This window comes from Enterobacter sp. MGH 33 (genome assembly GCF_000534535.1).
Classification (GTDB): Bacteria; Pseudomonadota; Gammaproteobacteria; order Enterobacterales; family Enterobacteriaceae; genus Enterobacter; species Enterobacter hormaechei_C.
This window is the reverse complement of record NZ_KI973212.1, coordinates 1,010,162-1,032,576: the sequence shown is the minus strand read 5'-3', so window position 1 is coordinate 1,032,576 and position 22,415 is coordinate 1,010,162. Positions and strand designations below refer to the sequence as shown.

Here is a 22,415-nt window from a genome sequence, read left to right as displayed (position 1 = left end):
AATGGAAAAAGTATGAAGAACTGGAAAACGCTGCTACTCGGTGTCGCTATGGTTGCGAATACCAGCTTCGCGGCCCCACAGGTTGTCGATAAAGTCGCGGCTGTGGTTAACAACGGCGTCGTACTTGAAAGTGACGTTGACGGTTTGATGAAATCTGTAAAGCTCAACTCGGGCGAAGCAGGTCAACAGCTTCCGGATGACGCTACGCTGCGCCACCAGATCCTGGAGCGTCTGATCATGGATCAGATTGTTCTTCAGATGGGCCAGAAAATGGGCGTGACGATCTCTGACGAGCAGCTCGATCAGGCGATCGCCAACATTGCAAAGCAGAACAACATTACCCCGGATCAGATGCGTAGCCGCCTGGCCTACGACGGCATCAGCTATGCCACCTACCGTAATCAGATCCGTAAAGAGATGCTGATTTCAGAAGTGCGTAACAATGAAGTCCGTCGCCGCGTCACCATCCTGCCTCAGGAAGTGGATGCCCTGGCAAAACAGGTAGGGAATCAGAATGATGCCAGCACTGAGCTTAACCTGAGCCACATCCTGATCCCACTGCCGGAAAACCCAACCTCCGATCAGGCGGCTGAGGCGGAAAGCCAGGCGCGCGCTATCGTTGAGCAGGCGCGTAATGGCGATGACTTCGGCAAGCTGGCGATCACCTATTCCGCTGACCAGCAGGCGCTGAAAGGCGGCCAGATGGGCTGGGGCCGTATTCAGGAGCTGCCATCCCTGTTTGCCCAGGCGCTGAGCACGGCGAAGAAAGGCGACATCGTCGGTCCAATCCGTTCCGGTGTGGGCTTCCACATTCTGAAAGTGAACGACCTGCGCGGCCAGAGCCAGAACATTTCGGTTACCGAAGTGCATGCGCGTCATATCCTGCTTAAGCCGTCTCCGATCATGACTGACGATCAGGCTCGTGCGAAGCTGGAACAGATCGCGGCAGACATCAAGAGCGGTAAAACCACCTTCGATAAAGCGGCAAAAGAGTTCTCTCAGGATCCTGGCTCTGCAAACCAGGGCGGTGACCTGGGTTGGGCGGCAGCGGATATTTACGATCCGGCTTTCCGCGATGCGTTAATGAAGCTGAATAAAGGCCAGATGAGCGCGCCGGTACACTCCTCCTTCGGCTGGCATCTGATCCAGCTGATGGACACGCGCAACGTGGATAAAACCGACGCGGCGCAGAAAGACCGTGCGTATCGCATGCTGTTTAACCGTAAGTTCTCTGAAGAAGCCGCAACCTGGATGCAGGAACAACGCGCCAGCGCTTACGTGAAAGTGTTGAGCAACTGATGATACCGCATCGTGTTGTGATCACCCCCGGCGAACCCGCCGGGATTGGGCCTGACCTTGTGGTTCAGCTCGCCCAGCGCAGCTGGCCGGTAGAGTTGGTTGTCTGCGCAGATGCAACACTGTTACAAGACCGGGCAGCCTTGCTCGGTCTGCCTTTAACGCTCCTCCCTTACGTTGAAGGCCAACAGCCCGCACCGCAGCAGGCGGGGACTCTCACCCTGCTTTCTGTTCCGCTCCGTGCGCCTGTTGTCCCCGGTGAGTTACACACCGAAAACGGCCACTACGTTGTCGAGACGCTGGCGCGCGCCTGTGACGGTTGCCTTCAGGGCGAATTTGCCGCCCTGATCACCGGTCCGGTGCATAAAGGCGTGATCAATGACGCGGGCATTCCGTTTACCGGGCATACCGAATTTTTCGAAGAGCGTTCGCACAGCCCGAAAGTGGTGATGATGCTGGCAACCGAAGCAATGCGCGTTGCGCTGGTAACAACGCACCTGCCGATCAAAGCCATTCCGGATGCCATTACGCCTGAACTCCTGCGTGAGATCATTGGCATTTTGCATCACGATCTGCAAACCAAATTCGGCATTCCGCAGCCGCATGTGCTGGTTTGCGGCCTGAATCCGCACGCGGGTGAGGGCGGACATATGGGCACCGAAGAGATCGACACCATCATTCCGGTGCTTGAGGAGATGCGGGCGAAGGGGATGAACCTCAGCGGGCCTCTGCCTGCCGACACCCTTTTCCAGCCCAAATACCTGGATAATGCCGACGCCGTACTCGCGATGTACCACGATCAGGGTCTGCCCGTGCTAAAATACCAGGGCTTTGGCCGCGGGGTGAATATCACCCTCGGTTTACCCTTTATTCGAACGTCCGTTGACCACGGTACTGCGCTGGATCTGGCAGGCCAGGGAAAAGCGGATGTCGGCAGTTTTATTACGGCGCTTAATCTCGCCATCAAAATGATTGTTAATACTCAATGACTAATCGAGTCCATCAGGGCCACTTAGCCCGTAAACGCTTCGGGCAAAACTTCCTCAACGATCAGTTTGTGATCGACAGTATCGTTTCTGCCATTAATCCGCAGAAAGGTCAGGCCATGGTCGAAATCGGCCCGGGTCTTGCCGCGCTGACCGAGCCGGTAGGCGAACGCCTCGACGAACTGACCGTTATCGAACTCGACCGCGATCTGGCCGCGCGTCTGCAAACGCACCCGTTCCTCGGGCCGAAGCTGACGATTTATCAGCAGGATGCGATGACCATGAACTTTGGCGAACTGTCAGAAAAAATGGGACAGCCGCTGCGCGTGTTCGGTAACCTGCCGTACAACATCTCCACCCCGCTGATGTTCCATCTGTTTAGCTATACTGATGCCATTGCCGACATGCACTTCATGTTGCAAAAAGAGGTCGTTAACCGTCTGGTTGCAGGGCCGAACAGTAAAGCGTATGGTCGTTTAAGCGTGATGGCGCAATATTACTGCAACGTGATCCCGGTATTAGAAGTACCGCCTTCCGCATTCACGCCACCGCCAAAGGTAGATTCTGCGGTTGTGCGCCTGGTGCCACATAAAACGATGCCGTACCCGGTCAAAGACCTGCGCGTGCTGAGCCGTATCACGACAGAAGCCTTTAACCAGCGCCGTAAAACGATTCGTAACAGCCTTGGCAATCTGTTTACCGTTGACGTATTAGCTGAGCTGGGCATCGACCCGGCAATGCGTGCGGAAAATATTTCCGTAGAGCAGTACTGCAAGCTGGCTAATTACATCAGCGACAATGCGCCGCCGAAGGAGAGCTAAGCCATGATTGATTCGCCCCGCGTCTGTGTTCAGGTTCAAAGCGTCTACATTGAGTCCCAATCCACACCGGATGAAGAACGTTTTGTCTTTGCTTATACCGTAACCATTCGCAATCTGGGGCGGATGCCTGTGCAACTGCTCGGGCGCTACTGGCTTATCACCAACGGCAATGGCCGTGAAATTGAAGTCCAGGGCGAAGGCGTGGTCGGTGAACAACCCCATATCGCCCCTGGCGAAGAGTATCAGTACACCAGCGGCGCGGTCATTGAAACGCCGCTGGGTACCATGCAGGGCCATTATGAAATGGTCGATGCCGACGGCAATGCTTTCCGCATTGCTATTCCCGTATTCCGTCTCGCCGTACCTACACTTATTCATTAATCTAATGTCTACATATCTGATTGGCGACGTTCACGGTTGCTACGATGAACTGATCGCATTATTAAAACAGGTCGACTTCACCCCCGGGCAGGACACGCTCTGGCTGACGGGCGACTTAGTGGCGCGCGGTCCCGGTTCCCTGGACGTCCTCCGCTATGTCAAATCGCTGGGTGACAGTGTGCGCATGGTGCTGGGCAACCACGATCTGCATCTGCTGGCCGTATACGCCGGGATCAGCCGTAATAAGCCGAAAGATCGCATTACCCCCCTGCTGGAAGCACCGGATGCCGATGAGTTGCTCAACTGGCTGCGTCGCCAGCCGCTGCTACAGATTGACGAAGAGAAAAAACTGGTGATGGCGCATGCCGGCATCACGCCTCAGTGGGATCTTGAGACGGCAAAAACCTGCGCGCGCGACGCCGAAGCGGTGCTGGCGAGCGACTCCTACCCGTTCTTCCTTGATGCGATGTACGGCGACATGCCAAATAACTGGAGTGATGACCTCAGCGGCCTGGCACGACTGCGTTTTATCACCAATGCTTTTACGCGGATGCGCTACTGCTTCCCGAACGGGCAACTGGATATGTATTGCAAAGATACGCCTGAAAATGCCCCTGCGCCGCTTAAGCCATGGTTTGCGATTCCGGGCCCCGTGACAAACGAATACAGTGTGGTATTTGGCCACTGGGCATCGCTGGAAGGAAAAGGCACCCCGGAAAATATCTATGCGCTGGATACCGGATGCTGCTGGGGCGGGGATTTAACCTGCTTACGCTGGGAAGATAAAACTTACTTTGTGCAGCCATCCAACCGACAGCTGGACTTAGGCGAGGGTGAGGCAGTCGCCTCCTGAAGATGTTTATCCTCTCCCTTCGGGGAGAGGATAAAACCGTTAACGACGTTCCAGAATTTCGAAGCAGTAGCTGTGTGAGTTCTGCGCATCCGCATCGTGAAACTCACTGAATACGGACTCCCACTCGTCCGGATCGTAATCCGGGAAATGGGTATCCCCTTCCACTTCCGCATCAATGTGCGTCAGATACAGTTTCTGCGCTTTAGGCAGGAACTGCTCATACACACGCCCCCCGCCGATCACCATGATCTCTTCGGCATCGCCGCAGGCGGCAATGGCTTCATCAACGGACTTAACCCACTGAACGCGATCGTCAGTGCCCGGCTGGCTACTGATCACAATATTCTTACGACCCGGCAGTGGACGACCAATCGACTCCCAGGTCAGGCGGCCCATCACTACCGGCTTGTTTAACGTAGTACGTTTAAACCATGCGAGATCGGCAGGCAGGTTCCACGGCATGGCGTTTTCCATGCCGATAACGCGGTCTACCGCCAGCGCTGCAATCAGACTGATCATTGAAAATTTCCCGGATGCAAAAAATTGCCGCCACTATACGGAAAGCTTAATCTTTCGTCGACTGGCGGCAGGGTAAAGAATTAGAAATTTTTTAATATTGCTGGCAACTCCACTTCACGCAGAGGGTTTACTCTCCGGTTCATCCGCAGGATCACCAGTATGCTTGCCCTCTTCCGTTCCTTGCCAGCCGTGGCGCTGAACCAGCGACAGATGATTACGATCCTCGTTGATGATCTCCGTCAGCATGGTGCTGGTGCGTTTAAACACCGCAGCGCGTTCGGTTGCCGTACTGCTCGCCATCGCCACCATCTCTTCCACCATCTCATGATTAAAACGGCGGAACAGATCGGCACGCTCACGCGCTTCATACGCACCAAGCCCCAGGCTTTCCAGCGCCATGCGGCCAGATTTAAGCGCCCCTTCGAAGGTTTCGCGTTCAGGGGCTGCCACACCCGCCTGACGCAGCTGGATGTAGTGATCCACATCGCGCGCACGGGAGATAATGGTCAGATGCGGAAAATGCTCTTTAACCAGCTCAACCATCTGCATACTGGTCTCTGGATCGTCAATGGCATTAATCAACACCTCGGCTTTCGCCGCCCCGGCGGATTCCAGCAGATCAACTCGGGTCGCATCACCGTAAAACACTTTCATATCGAATTTACGCAGCGTATCGACATGGTCAGGATCGTGATCGAGGATAACCATTTTGACTCCGCTGGAGAGCAGTAAACGGCCAGTAATCTGCCCGAAGCGGCCAAATCCGGCGATGATCACCCGCGGCTGCTCCTCGTCGATCTCATCGGCTTCTCGCTCCTGTTCGCTTCCCGTTTTCTCCAGACGCGTCAGCAGCACCAGCAGGATCGGCGTTGCGGCCATCGACAGCGCAACCGCCAGCGTCAGCGCTTTTGCCCATTCCGGATCAAGTACATTTGCCATCTGCGCTGCGCCAAAGACAACGAAAGCAAACTCACTCCCCTGCCCCAGCAGCACGGCAAACCAGCGGCGTTGCGGTTTTGGCACATTTAACGGGCGGGCAATCAGCCACAGCATCGCCATTTTAATGACCAGGAAACCCACCAGCAGAATGATGATGCGCAGCGGATGGGTTACCAGCGTCCCGAAGTCGATAGACATCCCGACGCCGATGAAAAACAGCCCCAGCAGCAATCCTTTAAACGGCTCGATATCGCTTTCCAGCGCGTGACGGTATTCGGAGCTTGCCAGTAAGACTCCCGCGAGGAAGGCGCCCATTGCCATCGACAGCCCGGCCTCTTCCAGCAGCAATCCAAAACCAAACACCAGGAATAACGCAACGGCGCTGAATACTTCTCGCAGGCCAGAGCGAGCAACAAAGCGCAGCAGCGGACGCGTTACGTAGCGACCAAGCAGAACAACCAGCGCCAGCGCACCGGCAACCTTCAGCGCTGATAAGGCAAATGCTCCCAGCGTCGTTGATGCGCCGCTGGCTGCCAGCAGCGGGATCATCGCCACCAGCGGGATGGCGGCAATATCCTGGAACAACAGTACGGAGAAGGTGCTGCGCCCCATTTGCGACACCGTCAGATTACGCTCGTTCATTGCCTGCATGGCAATCGCCGTCGAGGAGAGCGCCAGCGTCATGCCGATCAGCTCTGCGACTTTCCACTCCATCCCCAGCAGAATGCAGAACCCGCCCAACAGCAGACCGCAGGCCAGCATTTGCAGGGCGCCTCCGCCAAACACCGAGGCGCGCAGTTTCCACAGCCGCTGCGGATCCAGCTCCAGACCAATCACAAACAGCATCAGCACCACGCCGATCTCCGCAAAATGCAGGATCGACTCGGCATCCGTCACCAGCCGAAAGCCCCAGGGGCCAATCACACACCCGGCAATCAGATAGCCGAGCACCGAGCCCAGCCCCAGACGAACCGCCACGGGCACAATTAATGCCGCCGCGCCGAGGTAAATCAGCGCCTGTATCAGCGTATGGCTATCCATTGTGCGTCTCCTGCCACTCAAGTAAACGTTGCTTGTAGTGACGAGCCTGCGCCTGCAAGGTTTCATCGTCGCAGACAAAGGTACAGTGCATCGCAAAAGGCGGAAGCCAGTACAGACCGCAGTAAAGGGCAGTAGCCTGGAGCGGCTGCGCCAGCACGTCAAATCCGGGGAAGGCGCCAATCTCAAAGTGGCTTTCCCCCCCGCCGGTGGTAACAGCCCACATCAGGCTTTTGCCCTGAAGCGCGTTGCCGTTGTGCCCATATGCCCAACCGTGGGAGAAAACTTTGTCGATCCACAATTTCAGCAGCGGAGGCGTGCTGTACCACTGCATCGGATGCTGCCAGACGATCAGATCGGCACGGGAGAGCGCCTCCTGTTCGGCGGCGACATCGATATTAAAATCAGGGTAGAGTTGATAGAGGGAACGTATCTCTACGTTTTCGAGCGTCCTTGCCTGCTCAAGCATCCGCTTATTCGCATGCGAGTGCTGCGGATAGGGGTGCGCATAAATTATCAGAATCATGTATATGCCCGTCTTTTACTTTTCTTGTAGCAATGAGTGTAGACAGTTACCACCCCGACTTAAAGGGGTCATCTTACGCTTCAAAGTAAATCGCAAGTATTGGCAATCATCACCACCTTAACAGCGATTACGGCGCTAAAGAAAGAAAACGACGCGTACGACAAATTCATGCCGCAAAATAATAGTAACAACTCATATTGCCAACAGATATTTTTAGAGGACCTTAAGTCATTCTTTAATAAAACAGTCTGTACATAACCCATTGAAAAAATAATAATTTTACGCTCTTTGTTTTGAGCTCATTATTTAGGCGGTCGATATACGTTTCACACACGTGTCGAATATTCCTTCTCACTCAAATGGATGTGTACATGAGCAACAAACCCTCCCAATTAAATAATACAACCAAAACTCTGGGAAAGATATTTCCTGCCTTGTTGATATGCACCCCTGCGGTTGCGTTTTCTGCAACGATTGACCAATCAACTTCTGTTCCTCAAGATTTCTCAGCCGATGCTGAATATGTTATTAATAAAGACGTGACGATATCTTCCGCAGATAGTGAAGCGGCGGTATCTGTCACTGGGTTTACTATCAATAATGTCACTAACGAAGGGAATATTTCGGGTAGGGAAACTGGCCTGGATATAAATACTGGTGCGCAACGTGTTGTTATTAATAACGACATCGGTGCAACCATTTCTTCCACCACCGCGAATGCTGTGAATATTCAGTCATTACTCGGTGATTTCAAGAATAGTGGAAATATCATAGGTGCGGAAAATGGCATTTTTGTCAGTGAAAACTCCTCAGCAGTGAATATTACTAACTCCAGCACTGGAATGATAAAAGGAAAAATAGGTCTGAACTCTCAGACTGGCATTGGTATTAATAACAGTGGTGCAATTATCGGTACAAGCGGTGACGCTATCACACTGGGTACTGGCAATACAAAAATATTTAACAGTGGTACCGTGCAGGGAACCCAGAATGGCATTAATGTAAAAGATACGGCAAAAGTAGATATCACGAATAGCGGAACGATTAGTGGTGATACAGCCGCTGTTATGTTTGCCAGCAATAAAAATAACACCCTGGTGCTTGATACGGGTTCCACTCTTATCGGTGACGTTATTTCCACCAATTCCACGGGAAACACTCTCACCCTGATCGGCACCGGTACGGAAGACAGTAACTTTGTGGGTCTGAACGAAGGCGACGGTTTTGCCAGTATAAAAATGATGGGCGAAAATTGGGCGCTGTCGGGCGATCTCGATATTATTGGCTCTGGCGATTCCTTGCTGATAGACACGGGCGCGTTAACCCTGTCAGGCGCGGTATCGAATACCGGTAATACTCGGGTGGCCAAAGATGCTTCGTTGCAACTGGGCGATGGCGAAAAAACCGCGACCCTCAGCGGTGGGCTCACCAACAACGGTACCGTCATTTTTAACCAGGGAAGCGATTTCACTTTCGCCACCGACATGACCGGTAGCGGTAACGTCGAAAAAGTTGATTCCAACACCCTGACCCTGACGGGCAAAAATAGCTATACAGGGGATACGGTTCTGCACGGCGGCACCACGCTGGTCTCCACTGACGCAACGCTCGGCGTCAAGGGCAGTAACGCCACCGTTACCGTTGAAAATGGCGCGACCTTTGCCACCGCAGGCGAAGTGAACAACAACATCGCGGTTCTTAGCGGCGGTACGCTGGCGGCATGGAATGCAGTCCAGGGTAACTCCACGCTCAGCGCTTCCGGCGTCGATACCATCAACGGCAACGTGACTAATGGCGGCACGCTGTTACTCAGTGCGGCTAATAATAGCGTTGGCAATAATTTTACGATTAATGGCGACTACACCGGCTCTGACGGTAGCCAGATCGTGATGAACAGCACCCTGGGTGAAGATAATTCACCAACTGATCACCTCACTATTACGGGTAGCAGCTTTGGTCAGTCTGGCATCAGCATCACCAACATTGGCGGCGCAGGCGCGCAAACCATTAACGGTATGGAAATTGTCAGCATCGGCGGCAGTTCCGAAGCCCAACTGACGCTGGCAAAACCGGTCGTCGCAGGCGCCTGGGAATATAACCTCTACCAGCACAGTGACGGCAACTGGTATCTGGAATCAAAGGCGACGCCTTCTGATGAGCCTTCCGACGACACCGATGACGGTGGCAATACTGATGATGGCGATAACACCGACAACGGCGGCAACACCGACAACGGCGGCAACACCGATAACGGCGGCAACACCGACAACGGCGGCAACACCGACAACGGCGGCAGCACCGACAACGGCGGTAACACCGATAACGGCGGCAACACCGATAACGGCGGCAACACCGATAACGGCGGCGGCACCGATAACGGCGGCAACACTGACAACGGCGGTAACAATGCTCCGGAAGTCATGGCACCTGAAGTGGGTGCTTACTTAGGTAACTACCTTGCCGCACAGAGCATGTTCCTGCATAAGCGTGACGATCGCGACCAGATCACCTTCCGCAATGAAGACGACCTGAACACCTGGATGTACGTTAAGGGTCGCTATCACGAGAACGATGCGGGTGGCGATAAAGTCAGCTACGACACCACCACCACCGTACTGCAAGTCGGCAGCGATTTCATGAGCAAGCCAATGGATAACGGCATCCTGCGTGCTGGCGGGATGTTCGGTGCAGGCCAGGCGAAGACCCACTCTGATGCGAAGCACAACGTACGTGACGCACAGGGTAAGGTTGATGGCTTCAATGTTGGGCTGTACGCCACCTGGCAGGAAGATCAGAAATTACGTCTGGGCAGCTACGTTGATACCTGGGCCGCTTACAGCTGGTACAACAACAACGTCACCAGCAATCGCAACGATGAAGACTACGATAGTGAAGGTTTCGCCGCGTCTGTTGAAGTCGGCCACGCGTGGATAATCCAGTCTGAAAATGAACGCACCTGGAAGATCGAGCCGCAGGCGCAGGTGATCTACAGCTATCTCGATCAGGAAAATCATACCGATCGCGACGGCGTACGCGTCACTACCCTGGACAATGACAGCGTCTTTGATCGTCTCGGCGTTAAAGCAAGCTACTTCCAGCAGAAGGACGTCAAGGCCTGGCAGCCGTACGTTGCGGTTAACTGGTTGAAAGGTGCTGGTCAAAACGATCTGGCATTCAACGACGAGACCGTCAGCAACGATACGCCGGAAGATCGTGGTCAGTTAGAGTTGGGCTTAACCGGCAACCTGAACGAAACCACGACGATCTCCCTGCGTGCCAGCGGCGAGTGGGGTGAAAACAGCTATGCCGCCTACGGCGGTCATATTTTGTTAAACCATCGCTGGTAATCGATCATCCTGAAACAAAAAAGCAGTGGCATGTGCCACTGCTTTTTTTTAGTTATCCAGCTCGCCCATTGATTTAACCTGGTCACGGTTAATCTGTTCAGTTTGACCGGTTTCGGCGTTTTTGTACGATACCAGACCGGTATCGTCATCCACCTGCGGTTTCCCGTCAGTAACAATCGTTTTGCCATCGGTGGTTTTTACGGCCTGATTGGACGAACAGCCCGCCACGGTGAACATTGCGGTGGCAGCCAGAACGGAAGCGATCAGTAGTTTATTTTGCATGGTGTATTCCCCTGCTCTCAGTTGAATTTTCGTTATCGACCTAACTATTTTAGGCTAACTGACTGAAAGCGGATGAAAAACCAGAAGGTTCTTAAGATGGGAAAATTGCCCGGTAACCGGATGGCACCGGGCAATGTGTGTTACTTGCTAATCTGAGCGTGCATTTCCTGCACCGAAATCACCTTCTCGGTGGCATCCGCATTCAGCGCCATGGCCGTCGCGAAACCGCCGTTCAGGGTGGTGTCGTAATGCACTTTGTACTGGAGCGCGCTGCGGCGAATCAGTTTGGAGTCTTCAATCGCCTGGCGACCTGCGGTGGTGTTAATGATGTAGGTGTACTCGCCATTCTTAATGCGGTCCTGAATGTGCGGACGACCTTCATGCACTTTGTTCACCAGACGCGGGTTGATACCCGCTTCACCCAACACAATCGCCGTACCGTGAGTGGCGTCCAGTTCGAAGCCCTGTTTCAGCAGCTTGGCGGCCAGGTCAACCACGCGCTCTTTATCGCCTTCGCGAACGGAGAGCAGCGCACGGCCAGATTTTCTCATGGTGGAGCTACTGCCCAGCTGCGCTTTCGCAAACGCTTCTGCGAAGGTACGGCCAACGCCCATCACTTCCCCGGTAGAGCGCATCTCTGGCCCTAACAGCGGGTCAACGCCCGGGAATTTGTTGAACGGCAGTACCACCTCTTTCACCGAGTAGTAAGGCGGGATAATTTCTTTCGTGACGCCCTGCTGAGCCAGCGTCTGGCCAGCCATCACGCGCGCCGCCACTTTCGCCAGCGGAATACCGGTCGCTTTGGAGACGAACGGTACGGTACGCGCCGCACGCGGGTTGACTTCAATCAGATAGACTTCGTTGTCTTTTACCGCGAACTGAACGTTCATCAGGCCGCGAACCTGGAGCTCGAAGGCTAGCTTCTGCACCTGCTGGCGCATCACGTCCTGAATCTCCTGGCTCAGGGTGTACGCTGGCAGAGAACAGGCGGAGTCACCGGAGTGCACGCCCGCCTGCTCGATGTGCTCCATGATGCCGCCAATCAGCACCCTTTCGCCGTCGCAGATGGCATCCACGTCGACTTCAACCGCGTCGTCGAGGAAGCGGTCGAGCAGCACAGGCGCATCGTTGGAAACGCTCACCGCCGTCTGGAAGTAGCGACGCAGGTCCGCTTCGTCGTAGACGATTTCCATCGCGCGGCCGCCCAGTACGTAGGATGGACGCACCACCAGCGGGTAGCCGATCTCTTTCGCTTTCTCAACGGCCATTTCAATTGCGGTCACGGTGGCGTTCGCCGGCTGTTTCAGTTTGAGACGGTCAACCGCCTGCTGGAAACGCTCGCGGTCTTCCGCACGGTCAATCGCATCCGGGCTGGTGCCGATAACCGGCACACCTGCTGCTTCCAGCGCGCGCGCCAGCTTCAGCGGAGTCTGGCCGCCATACTGCACGATCACGCCTTTTGGCTTCTCGATGCGCACGATTTCCAGCACGTCTTCCAGGGTGACCGGCTCGAAGTAGAGGCGGTCGGAAGTGTCGTAGTCGGTCGAGACGGTTTCCGGGTTACAGTTGACCATAATGGTCTCGTAACCGTCTTCGCGCAGCGCCAGTGAGGCGTGTACGCAGCAGTAGTCAAACTCGATGCCCTGGCCGATACGGTTTGGACCGCCGCCCAGCACCATAATCTTGTCGCGGTCGACGGACGGGTTCGCTTCGCACTCCTCTTCATAGGTGGAGTACATATATGCGGTATCGGTCGAGAATTCAGCCGCACAGGTGTCCACGCGCTTGTAGACCGGGTGCAGGTCGTACTGGTCGCGCAGCTTGCGGATTTCCGCTTCACGCACGCCCGCCAGCTTAGCCAGACGCGCATCGGCGAAGCCTTTACGCTTCAGCATGCGCAGGAAGTCTGCGTCCAGGCCGTTGATGCCCAGCTCCGCCACTTTCTCTTCCAGACGCACCAGCTCTTCAATCTGCACCAGGAACCAGCGGTCAATGTTAGTCAGGTTAAATACGCCGTCGACGGACAGGCCCGCGCGGAAGGCATCGGCAATGTACCAGATACGCTCTGCGCCCGCGTCTTTCAGCTCGCGGCGGATTTTGGTCAGTGCTTCCGGGTCGTCCAGGCTGACTTTCGGGTCAAAGCCGGTCGCGCCCACTTCCAGGCCGCGCAGCGCTTTTTGCAGGGATTCCTGCTGCGTGCGGCCAATCGCCATGACTTCACCAACGGATTTCATCTGGGTAGTCAGACGGTCGTTGGCACCGACGAATTTCTCGAAGTTAAAACGTGGAATTTTGGTCACAACGTAGTCGATGGACGGTTCGAAGGACGCTGGCGTGCGGCCACCGGTGATATCGTTCATCAGCTCGTCAAGGGTGTAACCCACCGCCAGTTTCGCCGCCACTTTCGCAATCGGGAAGCCGGTGGCTTTGGAGGCCAGCGCGGAGGAACGGGACACGCGCGGGTTCATTTCGATAACAATCAGACGGCCGGTTTTCGGGTTCACCGAGAACTGCACGTTAGAGCCGCCGGTTTCCACGCCGATTTCACGCAGTACCGCCATCGAGGCGTTACGCATGATTTGGTACTCTTTGTCGGTCAGCGTCTGAGCTGGCGCAACGGTGATGGAGTCACCGGTGTGGATCCCCATCGCGTCGAAGTTTTCGATGGAGCAGACGATGATGCAGTTGTCGTTTTTATCACGCACCACTTCCATCTCGTACTCTTTCCAGCCAATCAGCGATTCATCAATCAGCAACTCTTTGGTTGGGGAGAGATCCAGGCCGCGCTCGCAAATTTCTTCAAACTCTTCGCGGTTGTAGGCAATACCGCCGCCGGTGCCACCCATGGTGAAGGAAGGGCGGATGATGCACGGATAACCCACTTCAGCCGCAACGGCCAGCGCTTCTTCCATATTGTGCGCGATACCGGAACGTGCGGTATCAAGGCCAATTTTTTTCATTGCCACGTCGAAGCGGCGACGGTCTTCTGCTTTATCAATCGCGTCGGCGGTCGCACCGATCATGGTCACGCCGAACTCTTCTAGCACGCCCTGACGCTCCAGCTCCAGCGCACAGTTCAGCGCCGTCTGGCCGCCCATGGTCGGCAGCACCGCGTCCGGACGCTCTTTCTCGATAATTTTGCGTACCACTTCCCAGTGAATCGGCTCGATGTAGGTCGCATCCGCCATTTCCGGGTCGGTCATGATGGTGGCCGGGTTAGAGTTTACCAGGATGACACGGTAACCCTCTTCACGCAGGGCTTTACACGCCTGCGCGCCGGAGTAGTCGAATTCGCAGGCCTGGCCGATGACAATCGGGCCAGCGCCAAGGATCAGGATGCTTTTTATGTCTGTACGTTTTGGCATGGTCTTCTCAGCTCCTGATTATTTAGCGGTCTTACGGTATTGCTCGATAAGTTCGATGAAGTGATCGAACAGCGGCGCGGCATCGTGTGGGCCCGGGCTGGCTTCAGGGTGGCCCTGGAAGCTGAACGCAGGCTTATCGGTGCGATGGATACCCTGCAAGGTACCATCGAACAGTGACTTATGCGTCACGCGCAGGTTAGCCGGCATCGTCGCTTCATCCACAGCGAAGCCGTGGTTCTGAGCGGTGATCATCACCGTGTTGTTGTCGATATCTTTCACCGGGTGGTTACCACCGTGGTGGCCAAACTTCATCTTGACGGTGTTCGCTCCGCTCGCCAGCGCCAGCAGCTGATGGCCGAGACAGATGCCGAATACCGGGATGTCGGTTTCAAGGAAGGACTTGATGGCGTCGATAGCGTAGTCGCACGGCGCCGGGTCGCCAGGACCGTTAGAGAGGAAGATGCCGTCCGGGTTCATCTTCAGAACATCTTCCGCAGACGTTTGTGCCGGGACGACCGTCAGGCGGCAGCCACGGTCAACCAGCATACGCAGGATGTTGCGCTTGGCGCCAAAATCATAGGCCACCACGTGGAACGGCAGCTCGCTTTCCGGTTTCGCTTCCGGCAGGTCGCCTTCCAGCGTCCAGCTTCCCTGCGTCCAGCTGTAGGCTTCAGCGGTGGTCACTTCTTTCGCCAGGTCCATACCGTTCAGTCCCGGGAAGGCTTTCGCTTTTTCCAGCGCCAGCGTCGCATCGAGGTTATCCCCTGCGATGATACAACCGTTTTGTGCACCCTTCTCGCGCAGCAGACGCGTCAGCTTACGGGTATCGATATCGGCAATCGCCACAATGTTGTGGAGCTTCAGGTAAGAAGAGAGGTCTTCGGTGTTGCGGAAGTTGCTGGCAATCAGCGGCAGGTCGCGAATGACCAGGCCTTGCACATGTACCTGAGAGGATTCTTCGTCAGCCGCATTGGTGCCGACATTGCCGATATGAGGATAAGTAAGAGTAACGATTTGGCGAGAATAGGAAGGATCAGTGAGGATTTCTTGATAACCGGTCATTGAAGTATTGAAAACGACTTCCCCAACCGCCGAACCCGTTGCCCCTATGGCCCGACCGATAAACTGGGTTCCGTCTTCCAGAACCAATAGCGCTGACTTAATCAAAACACCCTCCAGAGAATATTCACTCACTTTATTTGCATATTAATTCATAACCATGTCATGGATCAATGCAAATGTGTTGCCAGCGGATTTTTGGCAAACGGCGGCATTCTGGGGATTTGCCATGTAAAAGTCAACTTAAAACGGGAGTTTTGTATATTCTTTTGCAAGCCTGGAGGTCTGAACTCAGATTAAGCGGCAAAAAGATCAACTAAATCACTGTGGAAACCGCTTGCGTATGCAGTTTAATAGAAAGAAACGTCTTGCAGGAATAAAAAGTGGACCAAATGGTCAAAATTTACAGTTCAACAACAGAAATTATCGAGAAAACACTTACTTTAAATCAGTTAGACACAATAAACACCCCAAACAGACAAAATAAAAGGGCAATAAAATATTGCCCTATGCAATCAATTAATTACGACTGCAATAACCACATCACGAAGGGTAATAATGCTTACAAATTGTTGAGTTCGAGGACATCTCGCATATCAAAAAGACCATTACGCTTACCTTTCAGCCACAATGCCGAACGTACCGCCCCGTTTGCAAATGTCATGCGGCTGGATGCTTTATGAGTGATTTCGATCCTTTCGCCAATATCGGCGAACATAGCGGTATGTTCACCGACGATATCACCCGCGCGAACGGTGGCAAACCCAATGGTGCCAGGCACGCGCTCGCCAGTGTGGCCTTCGCGAGAATAGACCGCGATGTCTTTCAAATCTTTATCCATTGCACACGCAATCGCTTCGCCCATTGCCAGCGCCGTGCCTGACGGAGCATCGACTTTGTGGCGATGGTGCGCTTCGACGATTTCAATGTCGGTGTATTCGCCCATCACCTTCGCCGCCTTCTCCAGCAGTTTCAGCATGACGTTTACCCCCACGCTAAAGTTTGCCGCAAAGACAATCGCAATCTCAGTGGACGCATCCTGAATGGCTTGCTTACCGACCTCGTCAAAACCGGTGGTGCCAATCACCATCCCTTTACCGTGCTGACGGCAAAACGCCAGGTGAGCCAACGTGCCTTCAGGGCGGGTAAAATCGATAAACACGTCAAAGTCTTCTTTCACCGCCTCAAGGCTGCTCTGCACGGTAACGCCCGTCTGACCTGCGCCTGCCAGCTCGCCTGCATCGGCTCCCAAAAGCGATGAACCTTCACGCTCCAGCGCCGCGCCAAGCGCCACGCCATCCATCTGTAGTGCCGCCTGAATCAGCTGACGGCCCATACGTCCGCCCGCGCCCGCAATGGCGACGCGGATCTGTGCATCATGCATAGTTATTCTCTTACGTTAAAATGATGTAAATCGTTTTCAGATTAACCAGCCTTTGCACAGGCTGCCACAGAAAACGCCGATAATTAGAATTTAATGATAAACAGGGTGAGATATCAGTGAAAGACATGATCGTCAGCGAAAACCACATGATTCCCGCACCACCAGCGCAGGCGGCAGAATGATTCGTTTGGCGGGTTCGTCGTTGCCCTGTATGCGGCTGTAAAGTAACTCCCCTGCCTTACGACCAATCTCTTTCGCCGCCACCGATACGGTGGTCAATGCGGGCTGCACCAGAGCCGCTTCGGTAATATCATCGAAACCGACCAGCGCAAAATCACATCCCGGCTCACGGCCCATCTTGCGTAAGCTTTGCATCACCCCCAGCGCCACAACATCCTGATAGCAAATTGCCGCACTGATGTGTGGATGCTCGAGAAGTAACGCCTCTGCCACGCGCGCGCCGTCGCTTTGGCTGGCGTGAGAGGTTCTGATCCAGGCAGGATTCGGCGTCACGCCGTATTCCAGCAGCTTGCTGGTAAAGCCCCCGATACGCTGCGCCCGAGAGCCCGAATTCTGACTCCCTCCAATGAACGCAATGTGCCGATGGCCCATTCTGAGCAGATGCTCCGTCGCCATCTGCGTGCCTAAGAAGTTATCCGTTCCGACAAAATCAAAATCCGGATCGTTCAGCGGGCGCACAACCATGATAGCCGGAATATTGCGCCGCTTCAGACCCTCAAAAAAGGCCTGGGGCGTTTCCCGAGCCGCACACAGCACCATACCGCCGACGTTATTACGCATCAGTGAATCAACAAATTTTTGCTGTCGCTCTGCCGATTCCTCGCTATTCGCCAGAAAAAGCATCAGCTCGTGGCGCTCCATTTCATGACTTAGCCCTGCCGTCATCTCGCTATAAAAAGGGTTGGTGATATCGTGCAAGAGCAGCCCGACCTGGTTACTGCTGCGGTTACGTAAATTGGCTGCCGTCTGGTTATAGACATAGCCGGATTCATCCAGCGCCTTAAGCACACGTTCGCGCGTGCTTTGCGAAATGCGGCCTTTGTTGCAGAGCACCATCGAGACCGTCGCCGTTGACACGCCGGCGCGTTTCGCGACATCGGCCAGTGTAATTCCCGTCATGTTGTCTCCTTCATCATCACTACAGGTTAATCGAATAACCTGTTTTTTGCATTTTTCCCTGTGAGACTCTTCACATTACCGCTGTTGTTCTGGATTCGATTCGCATTTATGGCGGGTTAATCGCGTTAACCACTCTTCTCAAATACGGTTAATCGAATAACCTTAAATAACGATTACGGAGGATTCAATGACAACCTACGACAAATTCCCCACGGTGGCGATACAGGGTTTTGATGACAGCGCCTGGCAAGGCTGGGAAGCAATAACCCGCGTTCTTGAGTCAAAAACCCAACAGCGCAGCCGCACGGTGCTGGTGATTGACTGCTATCCGGGCGTGCGCATGACCGAGCTTGAAGAGAACGTGCTGCCGCGTCTACGCCCGACGCTGGCGATCAATGCTGAACAGGTGCGACGGGATGAGTGTGCCATTCATGAGATGCTGGCACGCAACCTCACAGACGATCGCGTCTTTGGCGTTCTCTCCTGCCACCAGCTTGGAGAGTTTTTCGATCCCGCGCGTCTGGAGGCGTTGCAGGTTCGGGTGAGCCAGTGTTCCGGGGGGCTGATTGTGATCTACGGTCCCGGTGCGACGCTTGTCCATCCGGGTGATGTGCTGGTGTATGCCGATCTGCCGCGCTGGGAGATCCAGCAGCGTATGCGCCGGGGTGAGACTGGGAACTGGGGCGCAGATAATCAGCAGGAAGATATGCTTCGTCGCTACAAGCGCGCCTTTTTTGTCTCGATCGCCACAAAACGCCGCTGCTCAGGCGCACCGATTTTTTACTGGATACAACCCAGACGAACCAGCCCGCGATGGTCAGCGGCGAGGCCCTGCGAGCCGGGCTGAAGCAAACTACCACCCAGCCTTTCCGCGTGGCGCCCTTTTTCGATCCTGGCGTCTGGGGCGGCCAGTGGATGAAACAGCAATTCGATCTCGATCCCTCTGCACCCAATTACGCGTGGTGTTTTGACTGCGTGCCCGAGGAGAACAGCCTGTTACTGCGTTTTGGCGCAGTGCGGATCGAGATCCCCTCTCAGGATCTGGTTTTGCTTGAGCCCCGTGCTCTGCTGGGCGAGAAAGTTCACGCACGTTTCGGCGCGGAATTCCCGATCCGTTTTGACTTCCTCGACACCATGGGTGGCCAGAATCTGAGCTTCCAGGTCCACCCCATTACCGAGTACATCCAGCAGCAGTTTGGGATGCACTATACCCAGGATGAGAGTTATTACATTCTGGAAGCGGAGCCGGGTGCCGTCGTCTATCTGGGGACCAAAACCGGCACAGACCCTGAGGCCATGATGGACGATCTCAGGCGCGCGGGTCGCGGTGAAAAACCGTTTGATGACGACCGCTTCGTTAATCAGATCCCGGCAAAAAAGCACGATCATTTCCTGATCCCGGCTGGGACGGTGCACTGCTCCGGCGCGGGAACCATGGTGCTGGAGATCAGCGCTACGCCGTATATTTTCACCTTCAAACTGTGGGACTGGGGCCGCCTGGGCCTGGACGGGCTGCCGCGCCCGGTACACCTGGAGCACGGTGAAAAGGTGATCGACTGGCAGCGCGACGCGCAGTGGGTTCATCAGCATCTGGTGAATCAGTTCGAACCTGTCGCGGAAGGAAACGGCTGGCGTGAAGAGCGTACTGGCCTGCACGAGCGTGAATTTATCGAAACCCGCCGCCACTGGTTTAGCGAACCCGTTTTGCACCACACCGGCGGCGGCGTGAACGTGCTGAATCTGGTAGAGGGCGACGAAGCAATTGTCGACAGCCCAACCGGTGCATTTGAGCCGTTTACCGTCCATTACGCCGAAACCTTCATCATTCCGGCAAGCGTAGGTGACTATCGCATTTCACCTTCAGCCCGTGCTTCCGGACACCCCCTCGCGACTATCAAAGCCTGGGTAAGGAGCTAACGATGATTCATTTTATTGTCGCCACTCATGGGCCGTTAGCCGCCGCGCTGCTGGAGAGCGGCCGGATGGTATACGGCGAGCTCCCCGGCATACACGCCATTTGTCTGACCGAACAGGCGGGAATAGAGGGCTTCCGGCAGGATTTCATCTCCACACTGGAAGCGGCAAGCGTCAACGCTGACGGCGTGCTGGTGCTGTGCGACATGCAAAGCGGCACGCCGTGGAACGTGGCCTGTGAGGCCGCGTTTAACCCACATACGCAGCCGCCGGTCGCCGTGGTGGCTGGAGTCAACTTCCCGATGCTGCTGCAAACCGATGAGGTGATGATGGCTCGCGATGTTCATCAGGCTGCCGGGCAGCTTATCGAACTTACTCTGCCGACGCTGGTACAGGCGAAACCGGCAGATACTGCACAGACAGACGATTTTTAAGGAGCCGCATATGAGTATTTCTTTTGTACGCATTGACGATCGCGTGATCCACGGGCAGCTCATTACACGCTGGGCCAGGGAGCTGCCCTGCGACGGCATCGTTGCCATTGACGATGCCGTTGCGGCCGATCCGCTGTTATCGTCGGTCATGAAAGGAGCCGTATCAGATACTAAAGTGTGGCTGTTCGATACGGCAACCGCGATCGAAAAACTGCCAAAAGTGATTGCCAGCGAAAAGCGCTATTTCGTGATTGGCAAATCTCCACTCACGCTACAGCGCATTGAGCAGGCGGGCATTAGCCTGAAAAACAGCAACGGAAAAATTAACGTGGGCCCGATGAGCGCCCGGGCTAACACGATCACCATCGGCCCGAATCAATCGGTAACCCAGGATGAAGCGGCGGCGTTCGAGTGGCTGACCGGGCAGGGACACGCGATTGAATTCCGCCTGGTTCCTGATGCCAGTTTTTATACCTGGCAGGATGCCAGACAAAAGCTGAAATAAGGAGCAGATCATGATTATCGAAGCGGCTTTAATTGGCCTGCTGTGTTATCTGGGCGCACTCAGTAGTCCGTGGCTTTTAGGGCTGACGGGCGGCTGGTATCTCATCTCCCGACCGCTCATTTCCGGGATGCTGGTTGGCCTGATCCTGGGCGATATCAAAACCGGGATTATGATTGGCGTAGCGGTGCAGGCGGTTTATATCGCAATGGTGACACCCGGCGGCTCGATGCCAGCAGATTTAAACTTTGTGGCTTATCCGGCCATTGCACTGGGAATACTTTCCGGCAAAGGACCTGAGGTTGCCGTCGCGCTGGCGGCGACTATTGGGATCGCCGGAACCATTCTCTTCAATGCGATGATGGTGCTGAACTCCTTCTGGAACCATCGTGCGGATGTGGCGCTGGAGAACGGCGACGAGCGCGGGATCTACCTCAACAGCGCCATCTGGCCGCAGGCGATGAATTTTGTGCTGCGCTTTGTGCCTACCTTTATCGCCGTCTTTTTTGGCGCACAGTACATTAGCGGGTTTATGGACAGCCTGCCGCACATCGTCCTCTCCACCATGAATGTGCTGGGCGGCATCTTGCCCGCCGTCGGTATTGCCATCCTGCTTAAGCAGATCATCAAAAGCTATACCATGCTCATCTACTTTCTGGTGGGCTTCGTTTGCATCGTTTTCCTGAAACTCAATATGGTCGCGCTGGTGATCGTGGGCGCCCTGCTGGCACTGATTCATTACAACTATAAACCCGAGGCACCGCAGGCCGTGGCTTCAGCACCTGTCCCTGACAACGAGGATGAATTCTGATGGAAGAACGTAAACTCAGCCGCAAGGATCTGCGCCGCTGCTGGCGAGCGTGGATGATGCACAACCTCTCCTCAATGAGCTTTGAACGCCTTGAATCCTTCGGCTTTTGCCTGAGCATGCTGCCGGTCGCAAAAAAGCTCTATCCCGACCCGGTACAACGTACCGAGATGCTGCGCCGTCACGCGTCGTTCTACAACACGGAGCCACAGATTGGCGCGATCGTTAACGGTATGGCGCTGGGGCTGGAGGAGAAAAAAGCCAACGGCGAGCCGATTGACGGTGAAACCATAAATACCCTGAAGGTAGGCCTGATGGGGCCAATTGCCGGGATCGGCGATTCGATGATCCCCGGCATGCTGATCCCGATCCTGCTTAGCATTGGGATGGCGCTGGCGGCAGGCGGAAATATCCTCGGTCCACTGTTTTATACCGTTGCCTGGCTGGCCATCATTATCCCTGGCTCCTGGTTCCTGTTTCTCAAAGGCTACCAGATGGGATCAGGCTCCGTGGAGATGCTGGTCAGCAGCAAATCTACCCGGCTACGGGAAGCGCTCTCGCTACTGGGCGTATTTGTCATGGGCGGCGTGGCGGCCAGCTACGTGAAGCTCGGCACCGGGCTGGAGTTCATCACCCGGGACGGGGTTAACATTCACGTTCAGCAGATGCTGGACGGTATTTTCCCGCAGCTGCTTCCGCTGGCGGTGGTGCTGGGGACCTGGTATCTGATGGCAAAACGCGGCGTGTCGCCGGTAAAAGCCATGATATTGCTGCTTATACTGGCAGCGCTTGGCGTGGCGTCCGGTTTGTTTGCAGGATAA

General features: G+C 55.0%; 18 protein-coding genes and 1 pseudogene. 11 read left to right on the top strand and 8 right to left on the bottom strand.

All coding sequences use genetic code 11. The annotated features are described in order from the left end of the window. Window positions 1-12: 12 nt before the first annotated feature. From surA to apaH, 5 genes are read left to right on the top strand one after another with little or no spacing between them, the layout of a single operon-like run. Window positions 13-1,299 (top strand): peptidylprolyl isomerase SurA, encoded by a 1,287-nt coding sequence (surA, locus tag L379_RS19015; protein WP_017383803.1) that lies wholly within the window; start codon window positions 13-15, stop codon window positions 1,297-1,299. Further along, window positions 1,299-2,285 (top strand): 4-hydroxythreonine-4-phosphate dehydrogenase PdxA, encoded by a 987-nt coding sequence (gene pdxA / locus L379_RS19020; protein ID WP_017694531.1) that lies wholly within the window; start codon window positions 1,299-1,301, stop codon window positions 2,283-2,285. The genes surA and pdxA overlap by 1 nt, the downstream gene beginning before the upstream one ends. Beyond that, window positions 2,282-3,103, top strand: a complete 822-nt coding sequence (gene rsmA / locus L379_RS19025; protein WP_003856423.1) for a 16S rRNA (adenine(1518)-N(6)/adenine(1519)-N(6))-dimethyltransferase RsmA — start codon at window positions 2,282-2,284, stop codon at window positions 3,101-3,103. The genes pdxA and rsmA overlap by 4 nt, the downstream gene beginning before the upstream one ends. Before the next feature lie 3 nt (window positions 3,104-3,106). Then, a complete protein-coding gene (gene apaG / locus L379_RS19030) occupies window positions 3,107-3,484 on the top strand; it encodes a Co2+/Mg2+ efflux protein ApaG (protein WP_003856425.1) in 378 nt (125 codons plus the stop codon). 4 nt (window positions 3,485-3,488) lie between these two features. Further along, window positions 3,489-4,337 (top strand): bis(5'-nucleosyl)-tetraphosphatase (symmetrical) ApaH, encoded by an 849-nt coding sequence (gene apaH / locus L379_RS19035; protein WP_015572649.1) that lies wholly within the window; start codon window positions 3,489-3,491, stop codon window positions 4,335-4,337. 39 nt (window positions 4,338-4,376) lie between these two features. Here the strand turns inward: apaH and folA are convergent, their stop codons facing one another. The 3 genes from folA to kefF form a co-directional block, all read right to left on the bottom strand. Further along, window positions 4,377-4,856 (bottom strand): type 3 dihydrofolate reductase, encoded by a 480-nt coding sequence (gene folA, locus L379_RS19040; RefSeq protein ID WP_003856431.1) that lies wholly within the window; start codon window positions 4,854-4,856, stop codon window positions 4,377-4,379. 114 nt (window positions 4,857-4,970) lie between these two features. Further along, window positions 4,971-6,836, bottom strand: a complete 1,866-nt coding sequence (gene kefC, locus L379_RS19045; protein WP_023295908.1) for a glutathione-regulated potassium-efflux system protein KefC — start codon at window positions 6,834-6,836, stop codon at window positions 4,971-4,973. After that, window positions 6,829-7,359: a glutathione-regulated potassium-efflux system oxidoreductase KefF gene (kefF, locus tag L379_RS19050; protein WP_032652546.1), complete on the bottom strand. Its 531-nt coding sequence runs from the start codon at window positions 7,357-7,359 to the stop codon at window positions 6,829-6,831. The genes kefC and kefF overlap by 8 nt, the downstream gene beginning before the upstream one ends. A 371-nt stretch (window positions 7,360-7,730) precedes the next feature. Here kefF and L379_RS19055 point away from each other — a divergent pair, with 371 nt between their 5' ends. Continuing rightward, a complete protein-coding gene (locus tag L379_RS19055) occupies window positions 7,731-10,706 on the top strand; it encodes an autotransporter family protein (protein ID WP_032652544.1) in 2,976 nt (991 codons plus the stop codon). A 48-nt stretch (window positions 10,707-10,754) separates the two neighbouring features. On the opposite strand, the gene L379_RS19060 is transcribed toward L379_RS19055, so the two are convergent. The 5 genes from L379_RS19060 to L379_RS19080 all read right to left on the bottom strand — a co-directional run bounded on the left by L379_RS19060 (window position 10,755) and on the right by L379_RS19080 (window position 17,936). Continuing rightward, entirely contained in the window at window positions 10,755-10,988 is a 234-nt protein-coding gene (locus tag L379_RS19060; RefSeq protein ID WP_003856439.1) for a YgdI/YgdR family lipoprotein, read from the bottom strand. Between the two features lie 140 nt (window positions 10,989-11,128). After that, window positions 11,129-14,353 carry a carbamoyl-phosphate synthase large subunit gene (gene carB / locus L379_RS19065; RefSeq protein WP_023295906.1) on the bottom strand — a complete coding sequence of 1,075 codons (3,225 nt, stop codon included), beginning with the start codon at window positions 14,351-14,353 and terminating at the stop codon, window positions 11,129-11,131. An 18-nt stretch (window positions 14,354-14,371) separates the two neighbouring features. Beyond that, window positions 14,372-15,520: a glutamine-hydrolyzing carbamoyl-phosphate synthase small subunit gene (gene carA / locus L379_RS19070; RefSeq protein ID WP_032652541.1), complete on the bottom strand. Its 1,149-nt coding sequence runs from the start codon at window positions 15,518-15,520 to the stop codon at window positions 14,372-14,374. 454 nt (window positions 15,521-15,974) lie between these two features. Further along, window positions 15,975-16,796 (bottom strand): 4-hydroxy-tetrahydrodipicolinate reductase, encoded by an 822-nt coding sequence (dapB, locus tag L379_RS19075; RefSeq protein ID WP_015572643.1) that lies wholly within the window; start codon window positions 16,794-16,796, stop codon window positions 15,975-15,977. A gap of 132 nt (window positions 16,797-16,928) precedes the next feature. Further along, entirely contained in the window at window positions 16,929-17,936 is a 1,008-nt protein-coding gene (locus tag L379_RS19080) for a LacI family DNA-binding transcriptional regulator (RefSeq protein ID WP_017694536.1), read from the bottom strand. 187 nt (window positions 17,937-18,123) lie between these two features. Between L379_RS19080 and L379_RS0123840 the strand changes: the two are divergent. The 5 genes and pseudogenes from L379_RS0123840 to L379_RS19100 all read left to right on the top strand — a co-directional run bounded on the left by L379_RS0123840 (window position 18,124) and on the right by L379_RS19100 (window position 22,415). Further along, window positions 18,124-19,853, top strand: a pseudogene (locus L379_RS0123840) (class I mannose-6-phosphate isomerase). A 2-nt stretch (window positions 19,854-19,855) separates the two neighbouring features. After that, on the top strand, window positions 19,856-20,284 hold the full coding sequence (locus L379_RS19085; protein WP_032652539.1) for a PTS sugar transporter subunit IIA: 429 nt from the start codon (window positions 19,856-19,858) through the stop codon (window positions 20,282-20,284). A gap of 10 nt (window positions 20,285-20,294) precedes the next feature. Beyond that, a complete protein-coding gene (locus tag L379_RS19090; protein ID WP_015572639.1) occupies window positions 20,295-20,789 on the top strand; it encodes a PTS sugar transporter subunit IIB in 495 nt (164 codons plus the stop codon). 10 nt (window positions 20,790-20,799) lie between these two features. After that, window positions 20,800-21,597 carry a PTS mannose/fructose/sorbose/N-acetylgalactosamine transporter subunit IIC gene (locus L379_RS19095; RefSeq protein WP_032652537.1) on the top strand — a complete coding sequence of 266 codons (798 nt, stop codon included), beginning with the start codon at window positions 20,800-20,802 and terminating at the stop codon, window positions 21,595-21,597. After that, window positions 21,597-22,415: a PTS system mannose/fructose/sorbose family transporter subunit IID gene (locus L379_RS19100; protein WP_032647200.1), complete on the top strand. Its 819-nt coding sequence runs from the start codon at window positions 21,597-21,599 to the stop codon at window positions 22,413-22,415. Before L379_RS19095 ends, L379_RS19100 begins: the two co-directional genes overlap by 1 nt.